General features: G+C 40.5%; 23 protein-coding genes. 13 read left to right on the forward strand and 10 right to left on the reverse strand.

Annotated elements, in window-relative coordinates:
- Positions 1-21: 21 nt before the first annotated feature.
- From H6731_03095 to trpS, 3 genes are all read left to right on the forward strand, one after another.
- A complete protein-coding gene (locus tag H6731_03095) occupies positions 22-411 on the forward strand; it encodes a hypothetical protein (protein USN51409.1) in 390 nt (129 codons plus the stop codon).
- A 99-nt stretch (positions 412-510) separates the two neighbouring features.
- Positions 511-1,635, forward strand: a complete 1,125-nt coding sequence (locus H6731_03100) for a hypothetical protein (GenBank protein ID USN51410.1) — start codon at positions 511-513, stop codon at positions 1,633-1,635.
- A 117-nt stretch (positions 1,636-1,752) separates the two neighbouring features.
- Positions 1,753-2,745: a tryptophan--tRNA ligase gene (gene trpS / locus H6731_03105; GenBank protein USN51411.1), complete on the forward strand. Its 993-nt coding sequence runs from the start codon at positions 1,753-1,755 to the stop codon at positions 2,743-2,745.
- A 133-nt stretch (positions 2,746-2,878) separates the two neighbouring features.
- On the opposite strand, the gene H6731_03110 is transcribed toward trpS, so the two are convergent.
- From H6731_03110 to H6731_03120, 3 genes are read right to left on the reverse strand one after another with little or no spacing between them, the layout of a single operon-like run.
- A complete protein-coding gene (locus H6731_03110) occupies positions 2,879-4,597 on the reverse strand; it encodes a hypothetical protein (GenBank protein USN51412.1) in 1,719 nt (572 codons plus the stop codon).
- Positions 4,598-4,613: 16 nt separating this feature from the next.
- A complete protein-coding gene (locus H6731_03115; GenBank protein ID USN51413.1) occupies positions 4,614-5,615 on the reverse strand; it encodes an aspartate-semialdehyde dehydrogenase in 1,002 nt (333 codons plus the stop codon).
- Positions 5,612-7,234 (reverse strand): CTP synthase, encoded by a 1,623-nt coding sequence (locus H6731_03120; protein USN51414.1) that lies wholly within the window; start codon positions 7,232-7,234, stop codon positions 5,612-5,614. The genes H6731_03115 and H6731_03120 overlap by 4 nt, the downstream gene beginning before the upstream one ends.
- Positions 7,235-8,639: 1,405 nt before the next feature.
- On the opposite strand from H6731_03120, the gene H6731_03125 reads away from it, so the two are divergent.
- Positions 8,640-11,207 carry a thrombospondin type 3 repeat-containing protein gene (locus tag H6731_03125; GenBank protein USN51927.1) on the forward strand — a complete coding sequence of 856 codons (2,568 nt, stop codon included), beginning with the start codon at positions 8,640-8,642 and terminating at the stop codon, positions 11,205-11,207.
- A gap of 166 nt (positions 11,208-11,373) precedes the next feature.
- Positions 11,374-12,102 (forward strand): RNA methyltransferase, encoded by a 729-nt coding sequence (locus H6731_03130; protein USN51415.1) that lies wholly within the window; start codon positions 11,374-11,376, stop codon positions 12,100-12,102.
- On the opposite strand, the gene H6731_03135 is transcribed toward H6731_03130, so the two are convergent.
- On the reverse strand, positions 12,099-13,214 hold the full coding sequence (locus H6731_03135) for a branched-chain amino acid aminotransferase (protein USN51416.1): 1,116 nt from the start codon (positions 13,212-13,214) through the stop codon (positions 12,099-12,101). The two genes, H6731_03130 and H6731_03135, sit on opposite strands and share 4 nt — an antisense overlap.
- A 284-nt stretch (positions 13,215-13,498) precedes the next feature.
- Between H6731_03135 and H6731_03140 the strand changes: the two genes are divergently transcribed.
- Positions 13,499-14,095 carry a hypothetical protein gene (locus H6731_03140; protein ID USN51417.1) on the forward strand — a complete coding sequence of 199 codons (597 nt, stop codon included), beginning with the start codon at positions 13,499-13,501 and terminating at the stop codon, positions 14,093-14,095.
- Positions 14,092-14,916, forward strand: coding sequence for a hypothetical protein (locus H6731_03145; protein USN51418.1), 825 nt, complete (start codon positions 14,092-14,094; stop codon positions 14,914-14,916). The genes H6731_03140 and H6731_03145 overlap by 4 nt, the downstream gene beginning before the upstream one ends.
- 248 nt (positions 14,917-15,164) lie before the next feature.
- Here H6731_03145 and H6731_03150 read toward each other — a convergent pair whose 3' ends face one another.
- From H6731_03150 to phhA, 4 genes are all read right to left on the reverse strand, one after another.
- Positions 15,165-16,205 (reverse strand): sigma-70 family RNA polymerase sigma factor, encoded by a 1,041-nt coding sequence (locus H6731_03150; GenBank protein ID USN51419.1) that lies wholly within the window; start codon positions 16,203-16,205, stop codon positions 15,165-15,167.
- A 203-nt stretch (positions 16,206-16,408) separates the two neighbouring features.
- Positions 16,409-16,966 (reverse strand): hypothetical protein, encoded by a 558-nt coding sequence (locus tag H6731_03155; protein ID USN51420.1) that lies wholly within the window; start codon positions 16,964-16,966, stop codon positions 16,409-16,411.
- A 128-nt stretch (positions 16,967-17,094) separates the two neighbouring features.
- Positions 17,095-17,421, reverse strand: a complete 327-nt coding sequence (locus H6731_03160; GenBank protein ID USN51421.1) for a 4a-hydroxytetrahydrobiopterin dehydratase — start codon at positions 17,419-17,421, stop codon at positions 17,095-17,097.
- Positions 17,421-18,218 carry a phenylalanine 4-monooxygenase gene (gene phhA, locus H6731_03165; GenBank protein USN51928.1) on the reverse strand — a complete coding sequence of 266 codons (798 nt, stop codon included), beginning with the start codon at positions 18,216-18,218 and terminating at the stop codon, positions 17,421-17,423. Before phhA ends, H6731_03160 begins: the two co-directional genes overlap by 1 nt.
- A 233-nt stretch (positions 18,219-18,451) precedes the next feature.
- On the opposite strand from phhA, the gene H6731_03170 reads away from it, so the two are divergent.
- Complete coding sequence (locus H6731_03170; protein ID USN51422.1) at positions 18,452-18,802, forward strand: hypothetical protein; 351 nt, start codon at positions 18,452-18,454, stop codon at positions 18,800-18,802.
- A gap of 61 nt (positions 18,803-18,863) precedes the next feature.
- Here H6731_03170 and H6731_03175 read toward each other — a convergent pair whose 3' ends face one another.
- Positions 18,864-19,679: an IS5 family transposase gene (locus H6731_03175; protein ID USN51423.1), complete on the reverse strand. Its 816-nt coding sequence runs from the start codon at positions 19,677-19,679 to the stop codon at positions 18,864-18,866.
- Between the two features lie 88 nt (positions 19,680-19,767).
- Here H6731_03175 and H6731_03180 point away from each other — a divergent pair, with 88 nt between their 5' ends.
- A complete protein-coding gene (locus tag H6731_03180; GenBank protein USN51424.1) occupies positions 19,768-20,139 on the forward strand; it encodes a hypothetical protein in 372 nt (123 codons plus the stop codon).
- A 47-nt stretch (positions 20,140-20,186) separates the two neighbouring features.
- Here the strand turns inward: H6731_03180 and nth are convergent, their stop codons facing one another.
- Positions 20,187-20,843, reverse strand: coding sequence for an endonuclease III (nth, locus tag H6731_03185; protein ID USN51425.1), 657 nt, complete (start codon positions 20,841-20,843; stop codon positions 20,187-20,189).
- 172 nt (positions 20,844-21,015) lie between these two features.
- Between nth and H6731_03190 the strand changes: the two genes are divergently transcribed.
- From H6731_03190 to H6731_03205, 4 genes are all read left to right on the forward strand, one after another.
- On the forward strand, positions 21,016-22,371 hold the full coding sequence (locus H6731_03190; protein USN51426.1) for a sodium-dependent transporter: 1,356 nt from the start codon (positions 21,016-21,018) through the stop codon (positions 22,369-22,371).
- A gap of 9 nt (positions 22,372-22,380) precedes the next feature.
- Positions 22,381-23,739, forward strand: a complete 1,359-nt coding sequence (locus tag H6731_03195; GenBank protein USN51427.1) for a sodium-dependent transporter — start codon at positions 22,381-22,383, stop codon at positions 23,737-23,739.
- A 38-nt stretch (positions 23,740-23,777) separates the two neighbouring features.
- Positions 23,778-24,116: a hypothetical protein gene (locus H6731_03200; protein USN51428.1), complete on the forward strand. Its 339-nt coding sequence runs from the start codon at positions 23,778-23,780 to the stop codon at positions 24,114-24,116.
- Positions 24,117-24,228: 112 nt separating this feature from the next.
- Positions 24,229-24,945, forward strand: coding sequence for a M50 family metallopeptidase (locus H6731_03205; protein USN51429.1), 717 nt, complete (start codon positions 24,229-24,231; stop codon positions 24,943-24,945).
- Positions 24,946-25,031 lie beyond the last annotated feature (86 nt).

Below are 25,031 nucleotides of genomic sequence, written 5' to 3' on the forward strand. Positions count from 1 at the left end.
AATAAACTAAAAGGTGGACATATGAAATTTATTACCATACTATCTTTAACTATTTCGGCTTTGTATCTGAGCAACGCCTTTGCTGAAGATCGGCCGCTAACAGAAGAAGAACGCAGACAGGCTTTGGAAATATGCTTAGAGCTAAAAAAGCTGGGGGGAAATATGGACTGCTCGGAGTATGAAGCACCAATTCCTGTAGAAAAAGTCAGCTTTGCTATTGATAACCTGCTCTATCAATCCACAAAGTTTACTGAAGAAAAAGTATCAAGTAACTCTTGCCCAATGAATGGCCCCCAAATTGAACAGTTGATCGAAAAAACTGAAGAGCTAGCCAGAGTGCGTAAACGAGATAAAGTCAAGGCCAAACTTAAGGGTTGGAAGGATAAATTCAAATCGAAGTGTGGTTTTTAGTGTTTGCTAAAAAAAGTTACTAAGATCAGAGCTTGGAGACTACATAGTCTCTAAGCTTTTCTCTAATTTTTTTAAAAAAACACGTTAGGAAAGCTTGAGATGTTTTTAAGGCAGTCATTTTGGATATCATCTTTTATTATAACTGCGATATTGCTTTATCTGACGCTCAATCACCTGATAAAAATAAACTCTTCATACAAGCCGGATGCATCTCAATTAGAAGATGATGAGGCCGTAAAAAATTATCTCGATAGCTATTTTTTAAACACCAAATCAAGCAGCAAAGATTATAGTTTCCGTATAGCCACTGGGGTTTATGTAGAATCCATCGATTGGCTTGATTCAAACTCTTTTTATATTTCAGGCTATGTGTGGCAAAAATATCCTAAAGAATCTTTGGGCAAAATAAGCCAAGGATTTGTTTTGCCGGAAGCTGTCAACTTAAAGAAAAAGTTTGCCTATCGCTATAAAGATCAATGGGGCGAAACAGTGGGTTGGTTGTTCGAAGGAAAAATCACCCAACGCTTTGATTTCACCAAATATCCCTTCGATCATAAAGCGGTACGGCTGCGCCTATGGCATGAGGAGCTCAACCAAAAAGTATTGCTTGTACCAGACTTGCAAAGCTACGATAGCACCTTGGCCGGCGATAAATTTGGTATCGATCCTGAAATTGTTTTAGGCGGATACACCATTGCTGAAACTTTTTTTCATTACCGCCACCTTGAATACGATACCAATTTTGGCTTTTCTGGCTCAAAGATTCCCAAAGATTTCCCAGAGCTTTACTACAACATCGTTATAAAAAGAAACTCCACCGATGCTTTGATTATCAATGTTCTTCCACTCTTTATAGTAATTATTTTGTGCTTTTCATCGCTGCTTTCGGTCACCTTTGACCCTGCCAAACGAGAAATTTTTAATTTCCAATTTTTAGAAATTCTTACTCAGTGTGGTGCACTTTTTTTCGTTATCCTGCTCGCTCACATTCACCTTAGAGAAATCCTTGCTGGAGTGGGTATTGTCTATTTGGAGTACATGTATCTTGCTGTTTATTTGGCCATCGTGTACGTGGCGGTCAATGCATTTTTGGTTGTTCATTCTGAGCTAAAAAACTACAAGCTCTATCAACTCATACGCTACCAGGACAATCTTCTTCCTAAGGTGTTCTTTTTGCCGTTTTTTTCAGCTGTTGCGTTGATTATAAGTTTTTATTTTTTTTAGACACGCTATAGCTAAAGGCCAAAAAAGTAAGTTATACCAGTCGCAGAAATTAGGCTTGGTTAATTCCTGAGCTTGGTATTACAAGCATTTTTTGCTCACTATTCAACAAGGTAGAAAATGAAAAAAATAATTCTTACTGGTGACAGGCCTAGCGGTCGTCTTCATTTGGGGCACTACATTGGCTCTTTACATAGCAGATTAAAGTTAGAGCAACAATTTGAACAATACGTCATGATTGCCGATGTTCAGGCACTGACCGATAATTTTGAGAACCCAGAAAAAATTACTCAAAACGTTTATGAGGTGGCCAAAGATTATATTGCAGTTGGTCTTGACCCCACTAAAACCACTATCTTTATTCAATCTCAGGTTCCAGAAATTACCGAACTTACCATTTACTTCTTAAATCTCGTAAGCTTAGGTCGCCTTGAAAGAAATCCCACGGTCAAAGCCGAGATTAAACAAAAAGGTTTTGAAAACTCTATCCCTGCAGGATTTTTATGTTACCCCGTAAGTCAGGCCGCAGACATCAGTATTTTTCAAGCTGAACTCGTACCGGTAGGCGATGATCAGTTGCCAATGATTGAGCAGACCAACGAAATTGTCCGTCGCTTTAACCGCATCTATAACACTCAGTGCCTTAAAGAATGCCAAGCACATTTGAGTGCATCGCCGCGTTTGCTTGGCATCGATGGCAAAGCCAAAGCAAGCAAATCCTTGGGCAATACAATTTTTTTGGCCGATAGTCCTGAAGAAATAAAACAAAAAGTATTTTCTATGTTCACCGATCCCGATCATTTACAAGTGAGTGACCCTGGAAAGGTTGAGGGAAATATTGTTTTTCATTATCTTGATGCCTTTCACTCTAACAAAGAAGAAGTAGCTCAGCTTAAGGCTCACTATCAAAAAGGTGGCCTTGGTGACGTCACCATCAAAAAAATTCTTAATCAAACTTTGCAGGATTTTTTAAGTCCCATCCGGGAAAAAAGAGAAAGGCTTAACTCAAAGGATATAAAAGAAATGCTCATAGAGGGCACGAAAAAAGCTCGACAAAGAGCTCAGCACACAATGACTCAAGTGCGTGAAGTGATAGGGCTCAATTATTTTTAGCTTCTACTTAAAACAAATACCGCCAAAAAATAGCTTTGCACCATTCATCAGATACTCCTTCTTAGTTTACAAGGATTATTGCAAGCGCATTATTTTTGGCGGTGAGTATTTTATTTATGAACTCAAATAAAATCTATGGCAGCTCAAAAACCAAACCAAAAGTCCACATCAAAGGCAAGGATGTGCCCATCACGTCTTTGGCTGAGAATTGAAATCCCTTGGAACCAAAGGTATCGATCTTGGTATAAGAAAGCTCGCCTTTAAGATAAACATGGTCTAGAGTACCCGATCCCCTTGCTGCTCGAACAGCTCCAGGCTCTAAAAAATCAAGCATTAACATAAGCCCTAAAGCCCCCTGATAACCAAATCTAAAACCATGCGGATCTGTGGCAAATTTTTTGCTCGAATCAATATTTGAGGTGAAAGAATAACCGTGAGCGATCAATGCTCCTCTCACATAGGGTACCAAGGGAACATACTCTTTGAAATAATCCATAAGATAGGTCAGCTGCGGGCGAAATTGATACATATGGAGTGTCGCACTGATACTGCTCACAGGCTTATTAATATCTGCACCATCATTCACGTCAGCTTCAAGGGCTTGTCCTTGAGTGAAGGTATAACCTACACCAAGACCTAACTGTAAACTTCCATAGTTATCGAAAAGATGCACATCTGCCTCAAAACCCAAAAGCGGGTTAATAGGCCCATCATCATCGCTGCTTGATTTTCTAAAATATGATTTATAAAAGGGGAAAATTTTCCCATTTTTTTCACTGTCGAGATCCGGACGATACATTGAGCCTAAAAGTCCAATATTAAACTGCCCTAATCGAGCATGAGAATCCTTTGCTGGCATCAGAAAAAACGTCAAGCACAAAATGGCAACGCTCGATGATTTTTTAAATTTCTTGATTCTAAGTCCGATGAAAAATAAACCTACAAGCAGTAAAAAAGAAAAAGAGGATGACGATGAAGTTTGGCACGACCAACTAACTTGACTACCATCGCCATTATAGGAATTAAGCGGCAAAAGCACGGGGATGGGAGTAAAAGTATATGTTTTACTCCACTCATAAGCAGTAGCATTATGATCGAGGGGCCTCACTTTGAGCACATATTCAACTTTATTCTTTAAATTTTTAATTTTTATGCGAGGGGGAACGACAACAACCTTGGTAAAATTGCTTGGGCAATTACCTTTTGCATTTGCAAGATCTGCCAAAGTTTGAGCACTACTCTTTTCTCCATAACAAATTTCTACTTTGTCTACCTTACCACTGCTTTCTACTTCAAAAGTAATCTCGTTGTTGGCAGCAGCTTCATTCTTGATCTTGTCAATGCTCGGAACCGTTGTTTCAAATGCGTAATGAGCCTGAGCTATAAGATCGGTGGCTCCAGAGGTACCAGGATATACGCACAATAAATTAGATCCACTCGTTCCTTTTGATTTGCATTGACCATCACTCAGTAAAAACCCCTCAGGAAAAACAAGAGAGTCCGAATCGACATGCACCGTGGAATCTCGATTATCGGTTATAGTGGGCCAACATCGAATTTTATCGAGGTCTTTTTTGTTTCCTGGCTCCCTACGAACGATGCGAAAATCATCGTAGGATTCCACAATGTCTTTGGGCAATATAAGCTTAGCAGTTTTGCTCGTTTTGCCACACGAGCCTCTACCAATTTCATTTACCCGTTTTTTATTGATTTCTATGACTGCCTCGGCAACCTCGCCTTTGGCATTATTATCGTAATTTTCCGTTCTAGCAGTCAGACCAAGACTCGTCATGCACAATAAAAACAAACAAATTTTTTTCAGACTTAAGTCAAAGCTCAGTGACGAAGACATAAATATTTCACTCCAGCTAAAGTTTTTCAGCGATACGCACTGCATTTAATGCTGCTCCAGTACGAAGATTGTCGCTCACTATCCACAATGACAATCCATACTTTACCGATGTATTAGGTCTAATGCGACCTACCAAAGTCATATCCTCCCCAGAAGCATCGAGAGGAGTAGGATATTTCCCCTGTGTTGGCTCATCAATTAATATAATGCCTGGAGTTTTTGCAAGCGTCTCAAGCATATCATTTAATTTAATTTCATTTTTAGTAGCTATATTCACCGACATGGAATGGCTATTAAAGACCGGTACCCTGACACAGGTCACTTCCATTTTTAATTCAGGTAGAGATAGAATTTTTTGAGTCTCCTCGATAATTTTTTTCTCTTCACTAGTTTTTCCCTGCTCATCAATCAAAGATAAAGCCGGAATAAATGGCAAAACATTAAAAGCAATCCGTCGACCAAATACCGGCGATTTACTGTCTCTGAGATTAAATAAATCGCGCACCTGTGTTTCAAGCTCATCAGCCCCTGCCTTACCAGCGCCCGAGACCGCCTGATAAGTTGATAGCACCACACTTTCCAAAGGTGATTGCTGATTGATCACTGATAAAACTTGAGCTAAAGGCGTAGCTACACAATTGGGAGTAGCAATGATTTTGGAGCTATGCTCTTTTAGGCCTTTATCGTTGACATCTGCCACCACCAAAGCCACATCTTCTCGCATGCGCAGTGCACTGGATTTATCAATGCAGATAACTCCTCGATGGGCCACCTGATCAACAAAAGTCCGTGAAATTTTATCACCAGCGGCAAAAAATGCGATATCGCTATCAATCTGCTCTGGCGAAATAAGCTCTTCTACAACATGCTCATCGCCCATAAATTCTATTTTTTCACCCCTAGAACGCTCGGAGCAAAATAATTTTACGGCACTCACAGGAAAGGAACGCTCTTCTAAAATATGGAGCAATTCGCGGCCTACAAGACCAGTAGCTCCGATCACTGAAATACTTTTCATTGGTCTTTTTCTCCCGCACGTTTTTTTAAAGCTGCCCCAATAAAGGATTTGAAAATAGGGTGAGGACGGCTTGGCCTTGAATTAAATTCAGGATGAAACTGAGTAGCAATAAAAAAATCATGTTCTTTAAGCTCAATGATTTCGACTAAATTCACACTTGGACACGTACCACTTACCACAAGGCCGGCTTTTTTAAGTGTATCCACATAGTGATTGTTCACTTCAAAACGATGTCGATGTCTCTCTTGAATATCATCTTTTCCATAGATCTTATGAGCAAGTGTATTCGGCTCTATGTGGCAAGGATGATCACCTAAGCGCATGGTGCCTCCTTTTTTTTGCACATGAAGTTGAGTTTCCATCATGTGAATCACCTTAGTTTTGGCATGCTGATTAAATTCTTCTGAATCAGCATCCTTAAGCCCTGCTACATGACGAGCATATTCGATAACCGCCATTTGCAGTCCCAAACAAATACCGAAAAAAGGAATATTATGAGTGCGAGCATATTCAATGGCCATTATTTTTCCATCAATACCGCGCTCGCCAAAACCACCCGGCACCAAAATCGCATCCACTGTAGAAAATTCTTTAGCTACTTGATCCTTGTTTAGTTTTTCAGCATCGATAAAACGGCATCTCACTTTGCTTTGATGAGCTATGCCTGCATGAATGAGCGCCTCGTTAATGCTCTTGTAACTTTCAATGAGATCCACATATTTGCCCACCACAGCGACACAAACTTCACTGAGGGGATTCATAAAACGATAAACAACATCTTCCCATTGATGGAGATCCGGCTTTCTTGCCCAAATATTTAAAAGGTTGACAATAATATCGTCGATACCTTCTTTATGAAGCATGGACGGAACTTGATAAACTGTTTGAGCATCGGTGCAATTGATAACCGCTGAGGCCGGCACGTTACAGAAAAGCGATATTTTTTGTTTAATATCATCAGGAACAGCTTGTTCAGATCTCAGCAATAAAATATCAGGCTGAATTCCCTGACTGAGCGCTTCTTTGACTGAGTGTTGTGTAGGTTTGGTTTTAAGTTCACCGGCACTTTTGATCAAAGGTACGTAACTCACATGAACAAAGACTGAATTTTCTGCTCCCACCTCTGCCCTAAACTGTCGAATTGCTTCAATGAAAGGCAAAGACTCAATGTCGCCGATGGTACCACCAACTTCGCAGATTAAAATGTCGTGCCCATGAGCAGCTTTCTTGATCACTCTTTTAATTTGGTCAGTAACGTGGGGAATCACTTGGACGGTAGCACCCAAATATTCTCCGTTGCGTTCTTTTTCCAAAACTTCTTGATAAATTTGCCCAGCCGTCGTGCTATTTTCTCTACCCAAATCTTTGTTCAAATAACGTTCATAGTGTCCCAAATCCAAATCGGTTTCTGCACCATCTTTGGTAACAAAAACCTCTCCGTGTTGAAAAGGATTCATAGTCCCAGGGTCTACGTTTAGATAAGGGTCGAGCTTCAAGATTGAGACATCAAGTCCACGAGCCTGCAATAATGCTCCAATCGAGGCTGAGGCAATCCCTTTGCCCAGCGAACTAATAACACCACCCGTTACAAAAATATATTTTGGTTCATGAGATACCATAACAATTCACGCCTTAGATTTGATTGACCTTTATGGGCTAGCCTATGAAGAGCAAGCTTACTAGTGGGTTTTACCCCCAGCCCATTCAAATGGCACAGAAATGTATAAAAAATTATCCATGAGCATTTAATAGCAATCCTAGACTTAACCAACCCTTAATTTCTGAACGCTCGCAACAAAGCGAGGACTAGGAAGAGATTAAAGGGTCAGTTAAGCTCTGGGATTGCTATAAGTCTTCGCTTTAGAAAAGCTTCTTGAAAACGAGCTTTTCATGTATCGAGCCATAAAAATTTAACATTCAAAGCATATTCAATATAATAACTCACAACAATATGGTTTTATAGATGAATAAAAAATCATGCCACAAACAACTTAACAATAAATCATTTAAGAGCACATTAAGTTTTCGAGCATAAAATTATTCATTGATTTTAAAAGGGTGGTAGTCCTTATGTGCACGTGCATAAAGCTGATTATATTTCTGTCAACGAAGTGGAAAAAAGCTGCTACAATGTTGTTCTTTTCAATAGTTGCATTCTTTATCTCGATGCCAACTATTGCAGATTTATGCTTGCTTGATGCCGCAGGGCTCAACAGCGCTTCTTGTACAGCAAACGACTTAACTACCGCTTTGGTGAGCAAATTTGCAGGCCCCAATATTTGTGTAGACGGAACAACTATTTATGTGCAATTGCAGGGCTATACTTCGGCAGGATCCAGTCAACGTTATGACGTTGGATATTTTATTTCTTTAGATGGGGGTGATGCAAAATCAGGTGACTGTTTCCGCGACTACTTGCCTCCTCCCTTAAATACCATCTCTACCGTTACCGAGCCTCGTATTTCTCCTTTTTTTGATGTTGACTCTGATCAGTGCGGTGATCCAGAGCAAAATAAAACTTTGCTGAGAAATATTGGGGGCACTACGGTAGCAAGCGGCACCCCAGGTCCTCCTGCCATTATTGCTATTCCTTGTTCTGACTTAGATGGTGCAGGGCCAACGCTGGAAGCAGATGTGTCAGTTTGCACAAGCTGGGACAACCAAAGTGGTAATGTTTGTAGTTCCGGAACAGATGCTTACCCTGGCACTGGAGCAAAGTGCTCATGCAACACGGTAACTATTAGCGGTATTACTTATCAGGAGTTTTGTGCCAGCGATGCAGATTGTAACGATAATAATTTATGCACAACTGATTCGTGTAACCTACAAACGCTAAAATGTGAAAACACAGCGATAGGTGCAGGAACGTTATGTGATGACAACAATCTTTGTACGACCAACGATGTATGCGGTGGAGACGGAGATGTAATATGCCTTGGCACTCCTGTTTCTTGCCCAGGGGATCAATGCAGCGGTCCAGGTGTTTGTGATTTCGCTACCGGAGACTGCATCAATCCAAGCCTGATGGATGGAACTGCCTGTGATGACGGACAAACTTGTACAGATACGGACATGTGCCTTAATGGCATTTGCATCGGCACTGATAACTGTATGGCGCCTGAAATGTGTATCAATGGAATTTGCACGACCTGCGGCATGGACTCTGACTGCAACGATTTCAATCCTTGTACAGATGATTCATGTAACGCAGGCACGTGCATAAACACCGATAATTCTGCGCCCTGCGATGATGGGGATCTTTGTACTGAAAATGATATGTGTTCCTTAGGAAGTTGTCAGCCTGGCACTCCTATCATCTGTAATACTCCAGGTCTTTGTGAAGCATCTATGGGAGTATGCATAGAAGGACTATGCAGTTACCCTGATGCTACAGATGGCACCAGTTGCGACGATTCTGATATTTGTACTGAAAATGACATGTGCATAAGTGGTATTTGCCAAGGAACTACTGGAGCGTGTGACTCTGACGGCGATGGCATTCAAGATGACGTAGATAACTGTCCAAATATTGCTAACCCAAACCAAGTTGACATCGACTCTGACGGAATAGGTGATGCTTGTGATCTTTGTCCAAGCGACCCAGCCAATACTTGCGACCCTGGTGATGTAGATGGCGATGGCATTCAAAACACTGCAGACAACTGCCCGGGTAAAGCTAATGCAAACCAAACAGACTCTGATTCTGATGGCATGGGTGATGCATGCGACTATTGTCCCAATGATGCAGCCAATACTTGCGACCCTGGAGATATAGATGGCGATGGCATACAAAACTCTACTGACAACTGCCCGGGTAAAGCTAATGCAAACCAAACAGACTCTGATTCTGATGGCATGGGCGATGCATGCGACTATTGTCCCAATGATGCAGCCAATACTTGCGACCCGGGCGATATAGATGGCGATGGCATTCAAAATGATACTGATAACTGCCCGGGTAAAGCTAATGCAAACCAAACAGACTCTGATTCTGATGGCATGGGTGATGCATGCGACTATTGTCCCAATGATGCAACTAATGCTTGCGACCCTGGCGATGTGGATGACGATGGCATACAAAACGCTACTGACAACTGCCCGGGTAAAGCTAATGCAAACCAAACAGACTCTGATTCTGATGGCATGGGTGATGCATGCGACTATTGTCCCAATGATGCAACTAATGCTTGCGACCCTGGAGATATAGATGGCGATGGCATACAAAACACTGCAGACAACTGCCCAGGCAAAAGCAATCCAGGCCAAGTTGACATCGACTCTGACGGAATAGGTGATGCATGCGACTATTGTCCCAATGATGCAGCCAATACTTGCGACCCGGGCGATATAGATGGCGATGGCATTCAAAATGATACTGATAACTGCCCGGGTAAAGCTAATGCAAACCAAACAGACTCTGATTCTGATGGCATGGGTGATGCATGCGACTATTGTCCCAATGATGCAACTAATGCTTGCGACCCTGGCGATGTGGATGGCGATGGCATACAAAACGATACTGACAACTGCCCAGGCAAAGCTAATCCAGGCCAAGAGGACACCGACTCTGATGGCATGGGTGATGTGTGCGACTATTGTCCCAATGATGCAAGCAATGCTTGCGACCCTGGCGATGTGGATGGCGATGGCATACAAAACGCTACTGATAACTGCCCAGGCAAAGCTAATCTTGGCCAAGAGGACACCGACTCTGATGGCATGGGTGATGCATGCGACTATTGTCCCAATGACGCAAGCAATGCTTGCGACCCGGGCGATGTAGATGGCGATGGTATACAAAACTCCGCAGACAATTGCCCTGGTAAAGCTAATGCAAACCAAGCGGATAATGACTTAGATGGTATGGGTAACGCGTGTGATGCATGCCCAAATGACTCAGAAAATCAATGTGATGCAGGTGATAGCGATAATGATGGAATACAAAATGCCATAGACAACTGCCCAGGCATTGCCAATCCTGGACAAGAAGACAGCAACAACAATGGTATTGGTGATTTATGCGATACTAATGATTTGGATGGTGATGGTATAGAAAACATCAAAGATAATTGTCCTTTTCACTCAAACCCCGAACAGTTTGATGAAGATTTTGATGGAATCGGTGATGAGTGTGATGCTGTAAATAATGATATTGACGAGGATGGAATAAAAAATGAGGTCGACAATTGCCCTTTCATTCCAAATCCAGATCAAATTGACCTTGACAACGATAACTTGGGCGATGCATGCGATTTTATACCTGATGTTCCGCTGGCTCTACCACCTGTTTCATTTATCCCACCAGTTCCAGAACAACTAGCGCCCGTAAATACATTTGATAATGATTTTAACTTGGATGATCTATCGATTGATAAAGCTCCTGAATCGCCACAAACTCCCCAGCACGATTTGCAAGAGGAGAATGGTGATTCGTTAAATGAGTCTCTAACTTCCCCAAATAAAAAGAAGAGTAAAACGCAGGGATGTTCAAACAGATCTGAAGATACAGGGTTTCCGATAAGCATCCTTTGTATCTTTTTATTGCTTTTAGCACGGCGCTTTAGACGATACTCTTCGAATTCGATCAGTTAACAGCAACCATACTAAGAGCCTTTGATTTCTTTTTAGCCCTCGCACTGTTGAGGGCATTTAGAAATTAAGGCTCAATTAATTTATGGGATTGCTATGAAGCACCTGTATTTATAAATTGAGGCTCACAAGAGAGCTAACAACTCAACAATTTTTGGAGATAATTAAAATGCATCGGTGTTTCGTAGATAAGACTTGGGTTGATCAGTGGCTTTTAGATTCGAGTTCGGCTTTGCCAAAAAAAGTTCATGAGCGTTTTTTTAAAATTGTTCGCATCAAAAAAAATGAAATAGTAGGGCTCTTTGATGGTGAGGGGCGTGAGATTCAAGCTTTTCTCACTCCAAATGGGCAACTTAGCAACGCTAGTTTGATTAAGAAAAAACCCGATATTCATCAATGCACGCTCATTCAAGCTGCCTTAGAAGAAGCTAAAATCTCGCAAACAATCAAAAGAGCCACAGAATTTGGTATTAACAAAATAATTATTTTTCAGGCTGAGTTAAGCGATAGCTTTTGCTTTGGCAAATTAGCGAAACGCCAAGAGCGTTTAGATAGCCTATGTATCGATGCAGCCCGACAGAGCGGACGATTATTTGTTCCCAAAATAGTTCTCATCAAAGATTTAAAATCGGTACTTTTGGATTTGGGAACAAACGATTTGGCCACCTATGGTGATCTTTTGGCCGAACATAAATTTTCACAAACACTAAAAAATTTTGCTGAGTTATCAAAAGTAGTCCTTGCTGTTGGCCCAGAAGGAGGCCTAAGCCAGCAAGAAAAAACTTTACTCAATATGCATAATTTCAAATCGGTGCTGTGGGCACCACATACGCTCAGATCAGAATTCGCTTGTCTCTCAGCACTCTGTATTCTCAACGCTTACTGGGGCAAGGCTTAATTATTATCCATAATCGGCACAACAGTTCTCCACCCAAAGATATCTGGAACCTCTCCATATTGAATTTCTTTGAGCACTTTTTTGAGTTTAACCGTCACAGGCCCAGCAACTCCGTCATTGATATTAATTTTTTCCTCATTAAGAATAAGTTGGTTAATAGGCGTAATGGCAGCTGCAGTACCACACCCAAATGCCTCTTTGAGTACTCCTTGGCGTATATGATCAATTAACTCCCCAATATCTGTTTGTTCTTCAACAATTTTCATGTCGAAATGCTGGGCCAGCTTAAGCACTGCATCTCTTGTAACACCGGGTAAAATCGTACCCAAAAGAGGTGGCGTCACCAATCGATCCTGATAGACAAACACAATATTCATTGCTCCAATTTCTTCAACATAACGATGTTCATTCGCATCAAGCCATAAAACTGAATCCGCCCCACATTGCTGAGCCTTCTTAAGTGCAAGCAAAGCTCCTGCATAATTTGCCCCTGCCTTAATATTTCCGATTCCTCCCTTAAATGCACGAGCCATTTCCTGCTCGACATAGACGCTCATGCACTGATGATGAGAAAAATACTCTTTTACTGCTGATAAAATCACAAAAAATCGGTAATCCCGGCTCGCACGATAACTCACGCCACAATCGAGAGGGATCAAACAGGGGCGAATATAAAGACTCCAAGGCTTTGCTAAAAGATAATCTTCATCCACCGAAACAAGTACCTTAATGCCCTCGATGAAAAGTTCCTGAGGAACAGGCTGCATTCCCAAGCGAAGCGCTGAATCATAAAAGCGTTGAGCATTTAATTGTGGGCGAAACAATGCAAGCTCATTTGTATTTTCCATACGAAAGGCTTTAAGGCCCTCAAAAATTTGTTGACCATAATGAAAGGCTACAGAATCAGGCTGCATACTAAAAGCGCCAAAGGGTATAATACGAGGTGTCTGCCATCCACCTTTATCATGTAGAAAATCACACGTGAGCATATGATTTGAATGGGCTCTTCCGAAAGTAATTTCGTCATCAAAGCCTGGAGCTGGCTTACGTTTTTCTTTGGAAATAAGTTGGCGTTCTATAAAAAAATTTTTGGAAGCAGGGTGAGACTTCATCGAAAACCTCTATTTTGGCAATATCGCTAATTTCAAAAGCCCTTGACTTACATATGATCACTTTTGCCCAACAATTAAATTCACACTTTATCAAAGCAAGCTACAGCGCTTAGCATAAATTTATTTTTGCTAAGGAGAAAAAGAGCCAAAAAATGCCATGGTAAATATTTTTCAAATATTCTCCAAGGCCAAATTAAACTTTTTTTATATTAAAATATAATTTTGAAAATATTCTTTTTGATTGTTATTCTCAGTATGTCTTCATGATTTCATTAAGGTCTAAAATGGATAGTTTCAGCACTCATCCTGAAAAAATAAATCTACTTATTTTAAAGTATGTGATTTATTTTTCTATGATCCTATGTGCTATTACTATTTTTTTAGCAAAGCCCTACCTTGTCCAAACTATCCGCAATGGAACATTACCAGCATATTGTTTTTTTATTGGGCCAACTATCTTTTTGATTTTGCTTATAGCTTCGTTTTTTTTTCGACACCAAAGAGTATCGATGCAAGCATTTGGTTTTTCAGAACTACTCCTTCTTTTTTTTGGTTTATTTCTATTTTCTCTGCTCTTGCGCTCGGCTCGAAACCAATACGATTCAAGGCTTTTAAAAACTTCATCGCATGAAGAACTTCTCAAGCAGCACACAAGTGATGAAGCTGATTCGACATTTCACTTCGATAACTCAACAGGTAACTCATTGATTCATCTGGCCCTTCTTGATAAGGACCACTCAGTGCAACAAGTTGCTCAATTGGTTATTGAAAAGAATTTAGGAATAAGATTTAAAAATGGTGCTGGAGGTGTTCAACAAGCAACACAGTTGATGTTTGAATCACACCCTTCAGCGTTACTGACAAGAAAAGGTTCATCGTGACAGGTCGCAGAAATATTATCATTGCTGTTGGTGCCATCGTATTATTTGCGGCGATGGTAGGTTTTTTCATCACTCTCGATGTTTCACCTCAAATTGCTTATGCGCGCTTATTTATTGACGTAGGCCTTATTATCGGGCTTATCGCAGCAATCATAGCTTTTTATAGGGAAACCCCGCTTGATCTCGATACTATTATTCACACTCTGAAATCTTTGCAAAATGGCAAATATAAAACCAGGATTACAATAATCGATAAAGATCCTCTTAAAGAAATTTCCCAGACAATCAATGAACTTGCAAGCCGACTCGAGCAAGAATTTCGCAGACAGGAAGAAGTAAAGCGCAGTTTAAGAGAAGAACTCTTACCTGGTATTAAGCAAAAAGAAGCTACTTTATTCGAACACTCATACCATCCTGAACTTGGCCCTGTACAACAAATAGCCTTGCCCCAAGATAAAAGCAAAATTGAATACCTAGAAGAATTCCCTGCTACTCCACACGCTTCAGTACGGCCTATTGCCAAAACCGAGCCAGGTTTGAATAATCCATTGATCGATTCTACACCTCCGCAAAATCAATCAAATCCGCCACAACTTGATTCGAAACTTGACCGCCAAGATCAAGACCTAGGAGAACTCTTTCAGGATTTTATTGATGCGCAACAGGAATTACATCTTGAACGAATTGAATATCCTCTCTTTTTAAAAACTATCGAAAAAACAAGAAACGAGTTGATGGATACTCACCACTGCCAAGGGGTATTCTTTGAGGTAGTAAAAGAAGAAAACCAAGTTGCTCTGCAACCGCGTATTCTGCGTTAGAAATTTTTTTGATAACAAGTTTATTTTGATAGGGCTAAATGAGAAAGCCCTTTCCAACAGATGTTGGCGACAAAGAGCAATACATATTCGTAATAATTTTAAGAATCCTTCCTCGAGAACGGTCCAGGCACCATGCGGCTGTTGAATAATAGCAATAATAATGACAAGCTTATTCTTCAAGCACTTTGCCAGGCTGCATAACGTGGATGATGAAAAATCAAATCATCAAATTTCGGCCAAAGTCGAGTTTAGTCATCATCTCTAAACAGCCAAGAAAGCTGCGTTTGTGGGCCAAGCTGCTCGATAATATGCCTTCTAAATGCTCGTTTAAGACGCGTGGCAAGCTGTCCCATTCTTTGTTTTGAAACTCCGTATCTTTTCCCAAGTTCCACCAAGTTGACCGGATCATTTGCGATCAAATTTTCACGCCATATCGCCAGATCTCGTTCATTGTTTATGGTCTTTTCGAAGCTCGCTATGACTTCTTTTACCATCTGCTCCACTTCGTTATTGCTTGCTTGTTTGAGCGGATCGTCTGTGGGGTGAGAAAGTGTATCCTCAAGGGTATTAGAACCATCTTCATCTATGGGAGTTGAAAGGCTGCTTTCTTTGTTTGATAAACGAGATAAGATAAGCTGGACTTCTTCAGGGTCCTCACCCACCTCTTGAGCGATTTCCTCTGCGGTAGCTTTTTTTCCTTCTAGCAAAAGTTTTCTGCGTACCTGCGGCAAACTAAAATACACCTTACGGCCAGCTCTCGTATTTCCCGTATGAATCAGACGCGCATTGGTCATCAAAAATTTTGTAAGCTGCGCCCTGATCCAATAAGCAGCATAGGTACCAAAGCGAGTTCCCATTTCTGGATCCCACTTTTCAGCAGCTATCGCCATTCCCGCCGAAGCTTCTTGCACTAAATCCATAAGACTGGCCCAATCTCGTTTGTATTGGTGAGCCATTTTGAGTGCCAAACGCATATTGTGTAAAATTAATTTCTTTTTTGCATCAGCATCGTTAGATTTTTTAATCCGCATACCTAAAGCATATTCTTCTTCATCACTTAGGCGCTTAATGCGTGCTATTTGACGAGCAAATGATTTGTAAACCTGATCGCTTTTGGAATTTTCTTCACTTTCTTGCTCTTCCTGCTTTTCAGAAATCTGATAATCCTGGGCACAGTGCTCATCAAGCCACTCACCTTTTTCATCAGCCAAGCGAATAGCATTGCGTACGGCCGGCAACTTATTTTCATGATCGGCATCAATAATATCGTGGGATTTTTTTTTGCTCATAAAAATTTTTCACCAAAATTAAATTTATAGCGCTTCGTTTTCTATCCGAAATACCAAGCGCATCAATATTTTATAAAAAAACAAAGACCCAACCAATATTTTTATTTTTCAAAAAAGCTGTGTACCGCCTATTCTCAAAGACTTGATATAATTTTCAAGTACTTTTATTTGAACAATGACTATCCAAAAAAAGCTCCGTGTCTTTATTTAATTACATACGGCGCACAGTTGCTACAGCAGTATTGGCTGAGTAATTGATCAAAACTATAGCAATCATCCCCATCAGTAATAAAGTTTCCAGACGCATCAAGCCGTATTCGGGCATGCAAAATTTTCTTTCCTATTTTCCGACTTATCGTAACGTATCCTGGAAAAGTGGTCGATAGGCGCACAATATAATTTACACCACTGCTTGATTTTAAATAATTGGCTGCACCTTCCACACGGTCAAAGGCCCTAAAAAAATCGTGTGCCCAATAATTTTCTAAAAACTCTAGGCGCGCAGTAATGTCGTCCTGATGAGCAATTTCACTTAACTTAAGCTCTTTCTCCCATAACTTGTTGGTAGAACCTTTTTTTCCCAATACCCATGCTCTTAAAAATTTTAGTCTATCATTGCTAAATCGATGCGCTTTATCTTGAGATTCATTTTGAATTTCAAAAAGCTCCCGAATACGTTGTTCATAATCAACAGCTCGAGCATTGAGCCCAAAACTGCAAAAGCACAACATAAAAAACATTGCTAGTATTTTTTTAACCATAACAACTCCAAGCCTCATCGTATAAGATCGACGATCTATAAACTCAAATGGCCAGTGACTTATTTGTTTTGAGCGTTTTGCCAGATCTAAGAAAGTTGACTACCCCGGTCAAACCAAAGCTATAAAAACTACAAAAGAGTATTTACCTTTGCCGCGCAGATAAAATCGTTTTCGGATAGTCCACTGATCGCATGGGTAGTAAATTTTATATCCACGTAATTATAGCCAATCCGCATATCTGGGTGATGCCCCTCTTTTTGCGCAATGTAGGCTACAGCATTTACAAAACTCATCACAGAATAAAATCCCTTAAAACTAAAAAAACGTTGTATAGATTTTGATTCAGTATCAAGGCTCCAGCCTGAAATTTCCTTAAGCAAACGCGCTGCCTCAACTGGACCTACGGGAGGAACACCTCCCTCACAGGCTTGGCATTTTTTTTCAACAAGACTCATTAACAGCTCCGCATTTCTCGATCGTTTTTAGTGATCACTCCCAAGGCCTTAGCTTCTTTAAACACTTCTTTCAAATCCTCATTAACCAACTGAAACAGCTTTTCTAAGGAATCAATAATAAAATATTTTTTTTGCATTTCATCATAACGATATGGAGTGCGGAGCACTGTTAACAGATCAAATGGCTCACGCGAGGGCACAGGGCTTTCAAGGGCATACACACTTTCACCTTTAGAAGACAATATTCCTCCGCCATAGATACGTACTCCGGCTGTGGTACCTATAAGACCAAATTCAACCGTAAACCAATAAAGACGAGCCAACATTACACGTTCTTCTTTATTCATTGATACCCCCACCTCTCCCACTTTCTGAGTAAAATCAGCAAAAGCTTGATTGGTGAGTAAAGGACAGTGTCCAAAAATTTCATGAAAAATATCTGGCTCTTTTAAATAATCCAGATCTTCTCGCAAACGAATAAAAGTTGCCGCAGGAAATTTTCTCAAAGACAAAAGCTCAAAAAATTCTTTAAAAGAAATCAGCGCCTTGACAGGAGCCAAACTCCAACCGCTCACCTGTTTGAGCTTGCGAGATACTTCATTAGGCTGAGGAACCTTACAAGGGTTGAGCTCAAGTATTTTAATGCCATCCATAAATTCATTGCAGGCTCTTTGAGGGAGAAGCTCGATCTGACGTTCATAGAGTATTTTCCATACACTGTCTTCTTCAGCGCTAAAATCTACCTCGCCTCGATGATTGGGTATTTTTGCCTCATACTTACTTTTGCTCACCGCCATTTTAAATTCCTCAGGTCCTGCCATCAATCGCCACATAATTTCATATCAATTTAAAGTCTCTTAACAGCAAAGCAGTAGATAAAACAAATACACTAGAAAATTATTTCAATCTACAAGGAAAAAATATTAAAAAAATATTATTTATTTTAATTTATCATCTAAAAAAGGAATAAAAAGATCCTGTCGTCTTTTATTAGACATGAAATTCAATGCAAAAAAGGTGGATAACTTACATGAATTACTTTTTTCTTTTGTTTACACTGCTTGTATTTCAATTTGAACTCCATGCCAAAAAAAATACTCCAAAATCTGCTTATAACTATGAGGAAAGCGAAGAAGATCCACAAGCCCCAATAATTCCTAGCAGTGAGCATGAAGATGAAGCTATGGAAGTCCATACTCCCAAAAAATCCAGTGTAGTGTTAAGAAATAGTCGGCCGTATATGCTTGAAAGCAGCCGCAGACGCAGCACTCCCCCTACAGGTCGTGAACGCAGAAACGCCCTACCTTATATTTTTCCCAAAGAATTTTCTCGTGCACACCTACCAAACGAACTAGATGAACCGATCCGTGAACAACCATAAAAAGTTCTTTCAGCCAACTTTTTTTACTTGATCCCTAAGAGGCTGTAAAAAAAATCAAATCTCAGGTGGTAAGCCAATTTTCCAATCGTCTGATACATAATCTTGCATTAGCGATGTAGTTCATTGATTCCTGATGCTTTGTATTCTTCTCATAGTTACGCACCAGACGCCTATTTCGATTCAGCCAAGCAAAAGTTCGTTCTACGGCCCAACGAAATATTTGTGGTACAAACCCCTTTTGCCCTTTTAAACGTTCCGCAGTTTCTGTGCTTACGCCTACTCTCAAGTCTGAAGACAAATTCTTATATGCGTTATCTCCAAGAATCTTCGCTAATCTGGGAAACTTCTCGCGCTTATTGAGCTCAGTAACCAATTCCTCGCCGGCAACCCTATCAGATACATTTGCTGCGGTACAAATGCATAGGAGCATCAATCCCATCGTATCAACAACGATGTGGCGCTTTCTTCCATTAATCTTCTTTCCCCCATCCAAACCACGCTCATCTACTCCTGGTTCCGCTGTCTGTGATTGGGAGTCGATGGAAACAAGTGAGGGGCTTGCATCTCTGCCAGCACAGGTTCTGACTATTGCCACGAGAATGCAGTTTAAGACCGCCCACAAACCAGAAACAGACCAGGTGCGAAAATAGTGATAGACAATACCGTGAGGAGGAAAGTCATTGGGTAAACAACGCCACACACAGCCGTTCTTTAAAACATAGAATATGGCATCAACTATGCTCCGAAAGCTATAGACACGACGTCTGCCTCGTTTGGCGTTAGCAGGAAAAAGTGGCTCAATCACTTCCCAGGCACAATCTGACAAACAGGTTTCATACAAGCACGACATGATATTTCCTTTCAAAAAGGTTTTCACGTCATACTTTCGTCACAGCGACATTTATTGAACCAGAATTGCCAAATTGATTTTTTTTACAGTCTCTTATGAAGTTAGAGCTAAGGAAATGAAGTCTTTTGAAATTATCACTCATGGTGGCAATTTATCGCCTAAAACCGCAGCAGTTCGTTTGCCAAGCGTACAACCAGAAAGTATGGCGCTTTGGTCATTGGTCATTGATAACAATAATCCAAACGGACGTGTTAGAGCCATAGCTACCCTGCATTGGTTACTTTCAGTCAAAGATTATGAAAAATTTTTACAAGAGTCATTTACCGAAGCTCAAATTACTTTGACTCCTTCGGGCGGGACACGTCTATCGAGGAGAGCTGTTCCATTTATTAACGTCGGCGCTTATATAGAAATGCTTGAAAATACTAGTTTTCTAAAAAACACTTCTCTAGTAAAAAAGCTAGTTAAATTGACATCAATTCGCTGATTTGCTCTCTCGCTCATTGAACAGTGCGCAAGGTGCAGCAGGGATTTTTAGTTGCTCTGAACCACGCCTATTTTTGGACACAAATCGGCTAATGGGCATAGTGAACAGTGTGGTTTGCGAGCAAAACATATGCGGCGCCCATGAAAAATTAAAGCGTGGTGAGCCTTGAGCCAAAAGTTTTTTGGAAATAGTTTTGTAAGAGCTAGTTCTATTTTATCGGGCTGTATTTCTTTGGTTAAACCTAGGCGTTGTGCAAGACGACTTACATGCGTATCGACAGCGATGGCCGGCTCTCCAAATGCATTTGATATAATAACAGCTGCCGTTTTTTTTCCTACACCAGGAATGCTTTCAAGTTTGATGCGCTCTTTGGGGATATGCCCATTGAAATCTTGAATAATTTTTTGAGCGGCTAGAACGAGATGTCTTGCTTTATTGCGATAAAGGCCAATGGTTTTTAGGTAAGGCTCTACTTCCTGAGGGCTTGCATGAGCAAAATCATGAACGCTTTTAAATCGCTCAAATAAGGCGGGAGAAATTTGATTGACTTTTTTATCGGTCGTCTGGGCAGAAAGCGCAACTACAACTAAAAGTTGCCATGGGTCCTTGGGGTTGTAATCAAGCTCGATGTGAGCATTGGGATATGTGCTCATCAGGCGTTCTAAGATTAATAATGCTTTATTTTTTAATGAGATAGCAGTCATAGGTTTTTTATAGCACGCTGATTCTATTTCACTAGGGCAGCAAAAAAATCCTCTGATGACAACTCGCTAAAAACTTATTAAAAGCATTGTCAATATTATTATTTTAGGAGAGATACGCTTATTTAATACGTGTGCTCTCGTAGTCTAATGGATAAAAAAGAAAGTAGGTTATATGACAAAGCGAGAAACATGGGGCTCGAAGTTTGGTTTTATTCTAGCTGCAATAGGAGCTGCCATTGGTTTGGGGGCATTGTGGAAATTGCCTTACACCATGGGGCAAAATGGTGGCGGAGCATTCATTTTATTGTTTGTAGCCTTCAACTTTATTATAGGGTTACCGCTTTTTATTGGTGAAATGGTTTTAGGCCGCCAGAGTGGAAAGGGGGTTGTGTCGTCCTTCATGGCTTTTTCAGAAAAAGGAAGCGCATGGAGTATGGTGGGTTGGCTCATTGCTTTGGTTTCACTGCTGATTTTGGGATGGTATTGTGTCGTTGCGGGATGGGGAGTTTGCTATATTTTACTTTCTTTGACTGATTCATTCCAAGGGCTATCAGTTGAAGAAATAGGGCAGAGTTTTGACACCCTGAGAGCTTCTGGAAGCCTTAACATAACTTTTCAAATAATTTATATCGCGCTGAACGCTGTGGTGCTTATCAAGGGCTTGTCTTTAGGGATTGAAAAAGCGAGTAAGATCATGACGTCAGGACTTTTTCTAGTTTTGATAGCCCTTGCTTTATACGCGACCCAGCTTAGTGGCTTTGGTCAAGCTCTGCAATATCTTTTTTATCCTAATTTTGATGCACTTACTCCAAGAGGGGTTTTGCAAGCCCTGGGTTTGGCTCTTTTTACGCTCAGCTTGGCATATGGAGTAATAATTACCTACGGCTCATACCTCAAGAAAGACAGCGATATTCCCAAAACAGCAGTAATTGTTGTGACTGCCAATATTATCGCCTCATTATTAATCGCAATAACTATTTTTCCTATGATTTTTAGCTTTGGTTTTGAACCTCAGGCCGGAGAAGGTTTAATTTTTAAAACCATGCCCTATGTTTTTGAACAGCTCCCAGGGTCAATGATTGTTGCTTTGGTCTTTTTCGTACTTTTCCTTTTTGCAGCGCTTACTTCATCTTTGGCGATGTTTGAAGTGGTAGTTGCGAATTTTACCGATCTTAAAATGATGTCACGAAAAAATGCTGTGATAGTTACAAGTTGCATTGTCTTTGTTTTGGGTATTCCTACAGCTGTGATCGGTGAAGGCGGAGTTTTTTCTTCCTGGTCTTCAATCTTTGGAGAATCGTTCATGGAAACCAATATTTTATTGGTGGATTGGATATTAGTTATAATTGCACTTTTTACGACTCTTTTTGTTGCGTTTAAGTTAAGTGCGGAAGTCCGTTTTGAAGGTTTTTGCTCAGGATCAAAATATTCTTATTTTTATCCAGTGTGGATATTCTTATTGAGAACAGTCATACCTCTGGCTATTTTGCTGGTTATTGCTCACAGAGCACAAATTATTCAATTTTAGGGAGTTTTAATGGAAGATATCCGACGCGAACATTGGCGTTCTCGCTTAGGCATCATTTTTGCAACGAGTGGTTCGGCTATTGGTCTGGGAACATTATGGAAGTTGCCTTACTTGGTGGGCCAAGGGGGAGGTGGGGCTTTCATTGCGATGTTTTTAGTCTTTACTCTTCTTTTGGGGACGCCTTTGTTTGTTGCCGAACTGGTTTTAGGTAAGCATTTTCAAAAAAGCATTACAGGTATTTTTAATAATCTAAGTTCCTCTCTTGGTTCATACTTTATCTTGGGTTGGTTTGCCATAATTGCTACTTTTTTGATCGCGGGTTGGTATGGCGTGGTATCCGGCTGGGGAATTAATTATCTGCTGATGGCTCTGACTGATGCATTTAAGGGGCGTTCTCCTGCCCAGCTCAGCATGGTGTTTTCCCAATTTCGTGCCGCAGGCTCTATCGGAATACTCTGGCAAGGGATTTTTGTGGCGCTTACGTGTTTGGTCTTGGCAAAAGGTATTAAAGACGGAGTAGAGCGCTTTAGTAAACTATTTTTTTCTTTGCTTTTTTTGTTAGTGGTGGGCTTATTTCTCTATGCTTCTACCTTGAGCGGTTTTGGGCAGGCATTGGATTATATTATTGCACCTGATTTTTCTAAAGTCGATAGAACTTCAGTATTGGCAGCCTTGGGTCTAAGTTTATTCACTTTGAGTTTAGGGCAGGGTATTATGGTTACCTACGGAAGTTATTTGCCCAAAAAGGTAAATATTTTTAAGACGGCTTTTATCGTCAGTTTTTCCGTGGTGGCAATTTCCATATTGATCTCTTTGATGATTTTTCCAATGATCTTTAGCTTTGGCTTTCCACCTGAGGCCGGAGAGAGTTTATTATTTGTTACAATGCCATTTGTTACGGAACAGCTTCCTGGTTCAATGGCCTTGTCCACGCTTTTCTTTCTGCTGCTAATTTTTGCTGCGTTGACCTCCTATATAGGGCAGCTGGAGGTGCTTGTTTCAAGTTTTATAGAAAGCTTTAAAATTTCCCGTCAGAAGGCGGTTTTTATCTCAGGAGTGGGATGCTTTATTGTTGGTATTCCGGTAGCTCTCATGACAAGCGAATATAATCCGTATCCAAACTTTCAAAATATATTTCATAGTTCATTACTCGATACTTTATATGTTTTGATAGATTGGCTGTTGATTATGTTTTCTTTTGGAATTTGTTGCGTGGTTGGTTATAAACTTAAAAAAGATGATCTTGCTAAGGCATTAAATATAGATATAAATCACTTTGGCTTTGTACTTTGGCGATTTTTAATTCGATTTTTAGTGCCTTTGTGTTTATTGATAGTAACGTTATCGCGTATTGGTTGTTTGTATTAATTTAGGCTAACGAAGGCGTGAGCATTAAAGAGGTAGAGATGTCAAAATTTTGTCCAAAGTGTGAAAGCGAATTCCTCGACACCATTCCCACCTGCCCAAAAGATAAGATAAGACTAGTAGAGCAGCTTAGTGCAGATGATGTAATGGTAGATTTTTATCTTGCCCATGATCAAATAGAGGCCGAGCGGATTGTGAGTTATTTGCGTACAGAAGGAATTTGGGCCAAGGAATCAGACAGAGGCATCTCCCAATTGCCGGTAGAGAGCGATAAGAAATTCGTGGTTTTAATTCCTCGGAGTAAAAGAGATGAAGCCAGAAAATTTATTGAGCAAGCACGCCAAGATCATGTGATTTCACTTTCTGGCGCATTTATTTAGAGTCTGTGAATGGATTGTTTTTTTATTTTTTATAGTAAATAGGTGCAAAAATGGTTTGAGGGGCATACAAGTTGCCCTAAAGATTTTTTCCAGTTACTTCTGAGGGTTAATTATGGAGGGCATGAAGCTAAGAGCCAAGTCTTCACTAAACAAAAAGACTTCTTGGGCAATTATTTTGGCCAGTATTTTTACTTTAATGCTTTATGTGGTGCCTTTTTTACGCCCACTCTCATATCCCTTTTTATTGCTATCTACGTTGGTACATGAAATGAGCCACGGTTTAGCGGCTGTTTTAGTGGGGGGGTATTTTAATTCCTTTGTAATGTGGGCAGACGGTTCAGGAGCAGCGCATATTAGCGGTAATTTTGGTAGAGTCGCAAGGGCTTTTGTTGCAGGGGCTGGTTTGATTGGCCCTGCTTTAATGGCTGCGGTGTTTTTTGTAAATTTACGATCTTTGCGCAGATCTCGAGCCGTGTTGACAGCTTTTGGCATTATTTTGTTGCTGGCTATTTTGCTGGTAGTGCGCAATCTCTTTGGCGTTGCTTTTGTCGCCGGTGTATGTGGCTTGTGTTGGCTTTTTTCTTTGGGAACATTTAAGGAACACGCACAGACTTTGGTTGCCTTTTTTGGAGCTCAACTGTCGTTGAGTGTGTTTTCTCGTAGCGACTATTTGTTTACCGATGTTGCTCATACGAGTGCGGGTGTTATGCCTTCTGATGTAGCTCAGATGGCGCAAGCTTTGTGGCTTCCTTATTGGGTATTTGGTGCTTTGTGTGGTTTAGTATCCCTTGCAGTTTTGCTGTTTGGTATTAAAAAAATTTTCAAATAAATTATAAAAATGAGCCCATCCTCTTTGCAGAGTAAGAGTGCATGAGCCCACCCTTTCGAGCTAACTAGAAATGTTTTTCTAAGAAG

It is taken from the genome of Myxococcales bacterium, from assembly GCA_023898405.1.
Taxonomy (GTDB): Bacteria; Myxococcota; UBA727; order UBA727; family JABDBI01.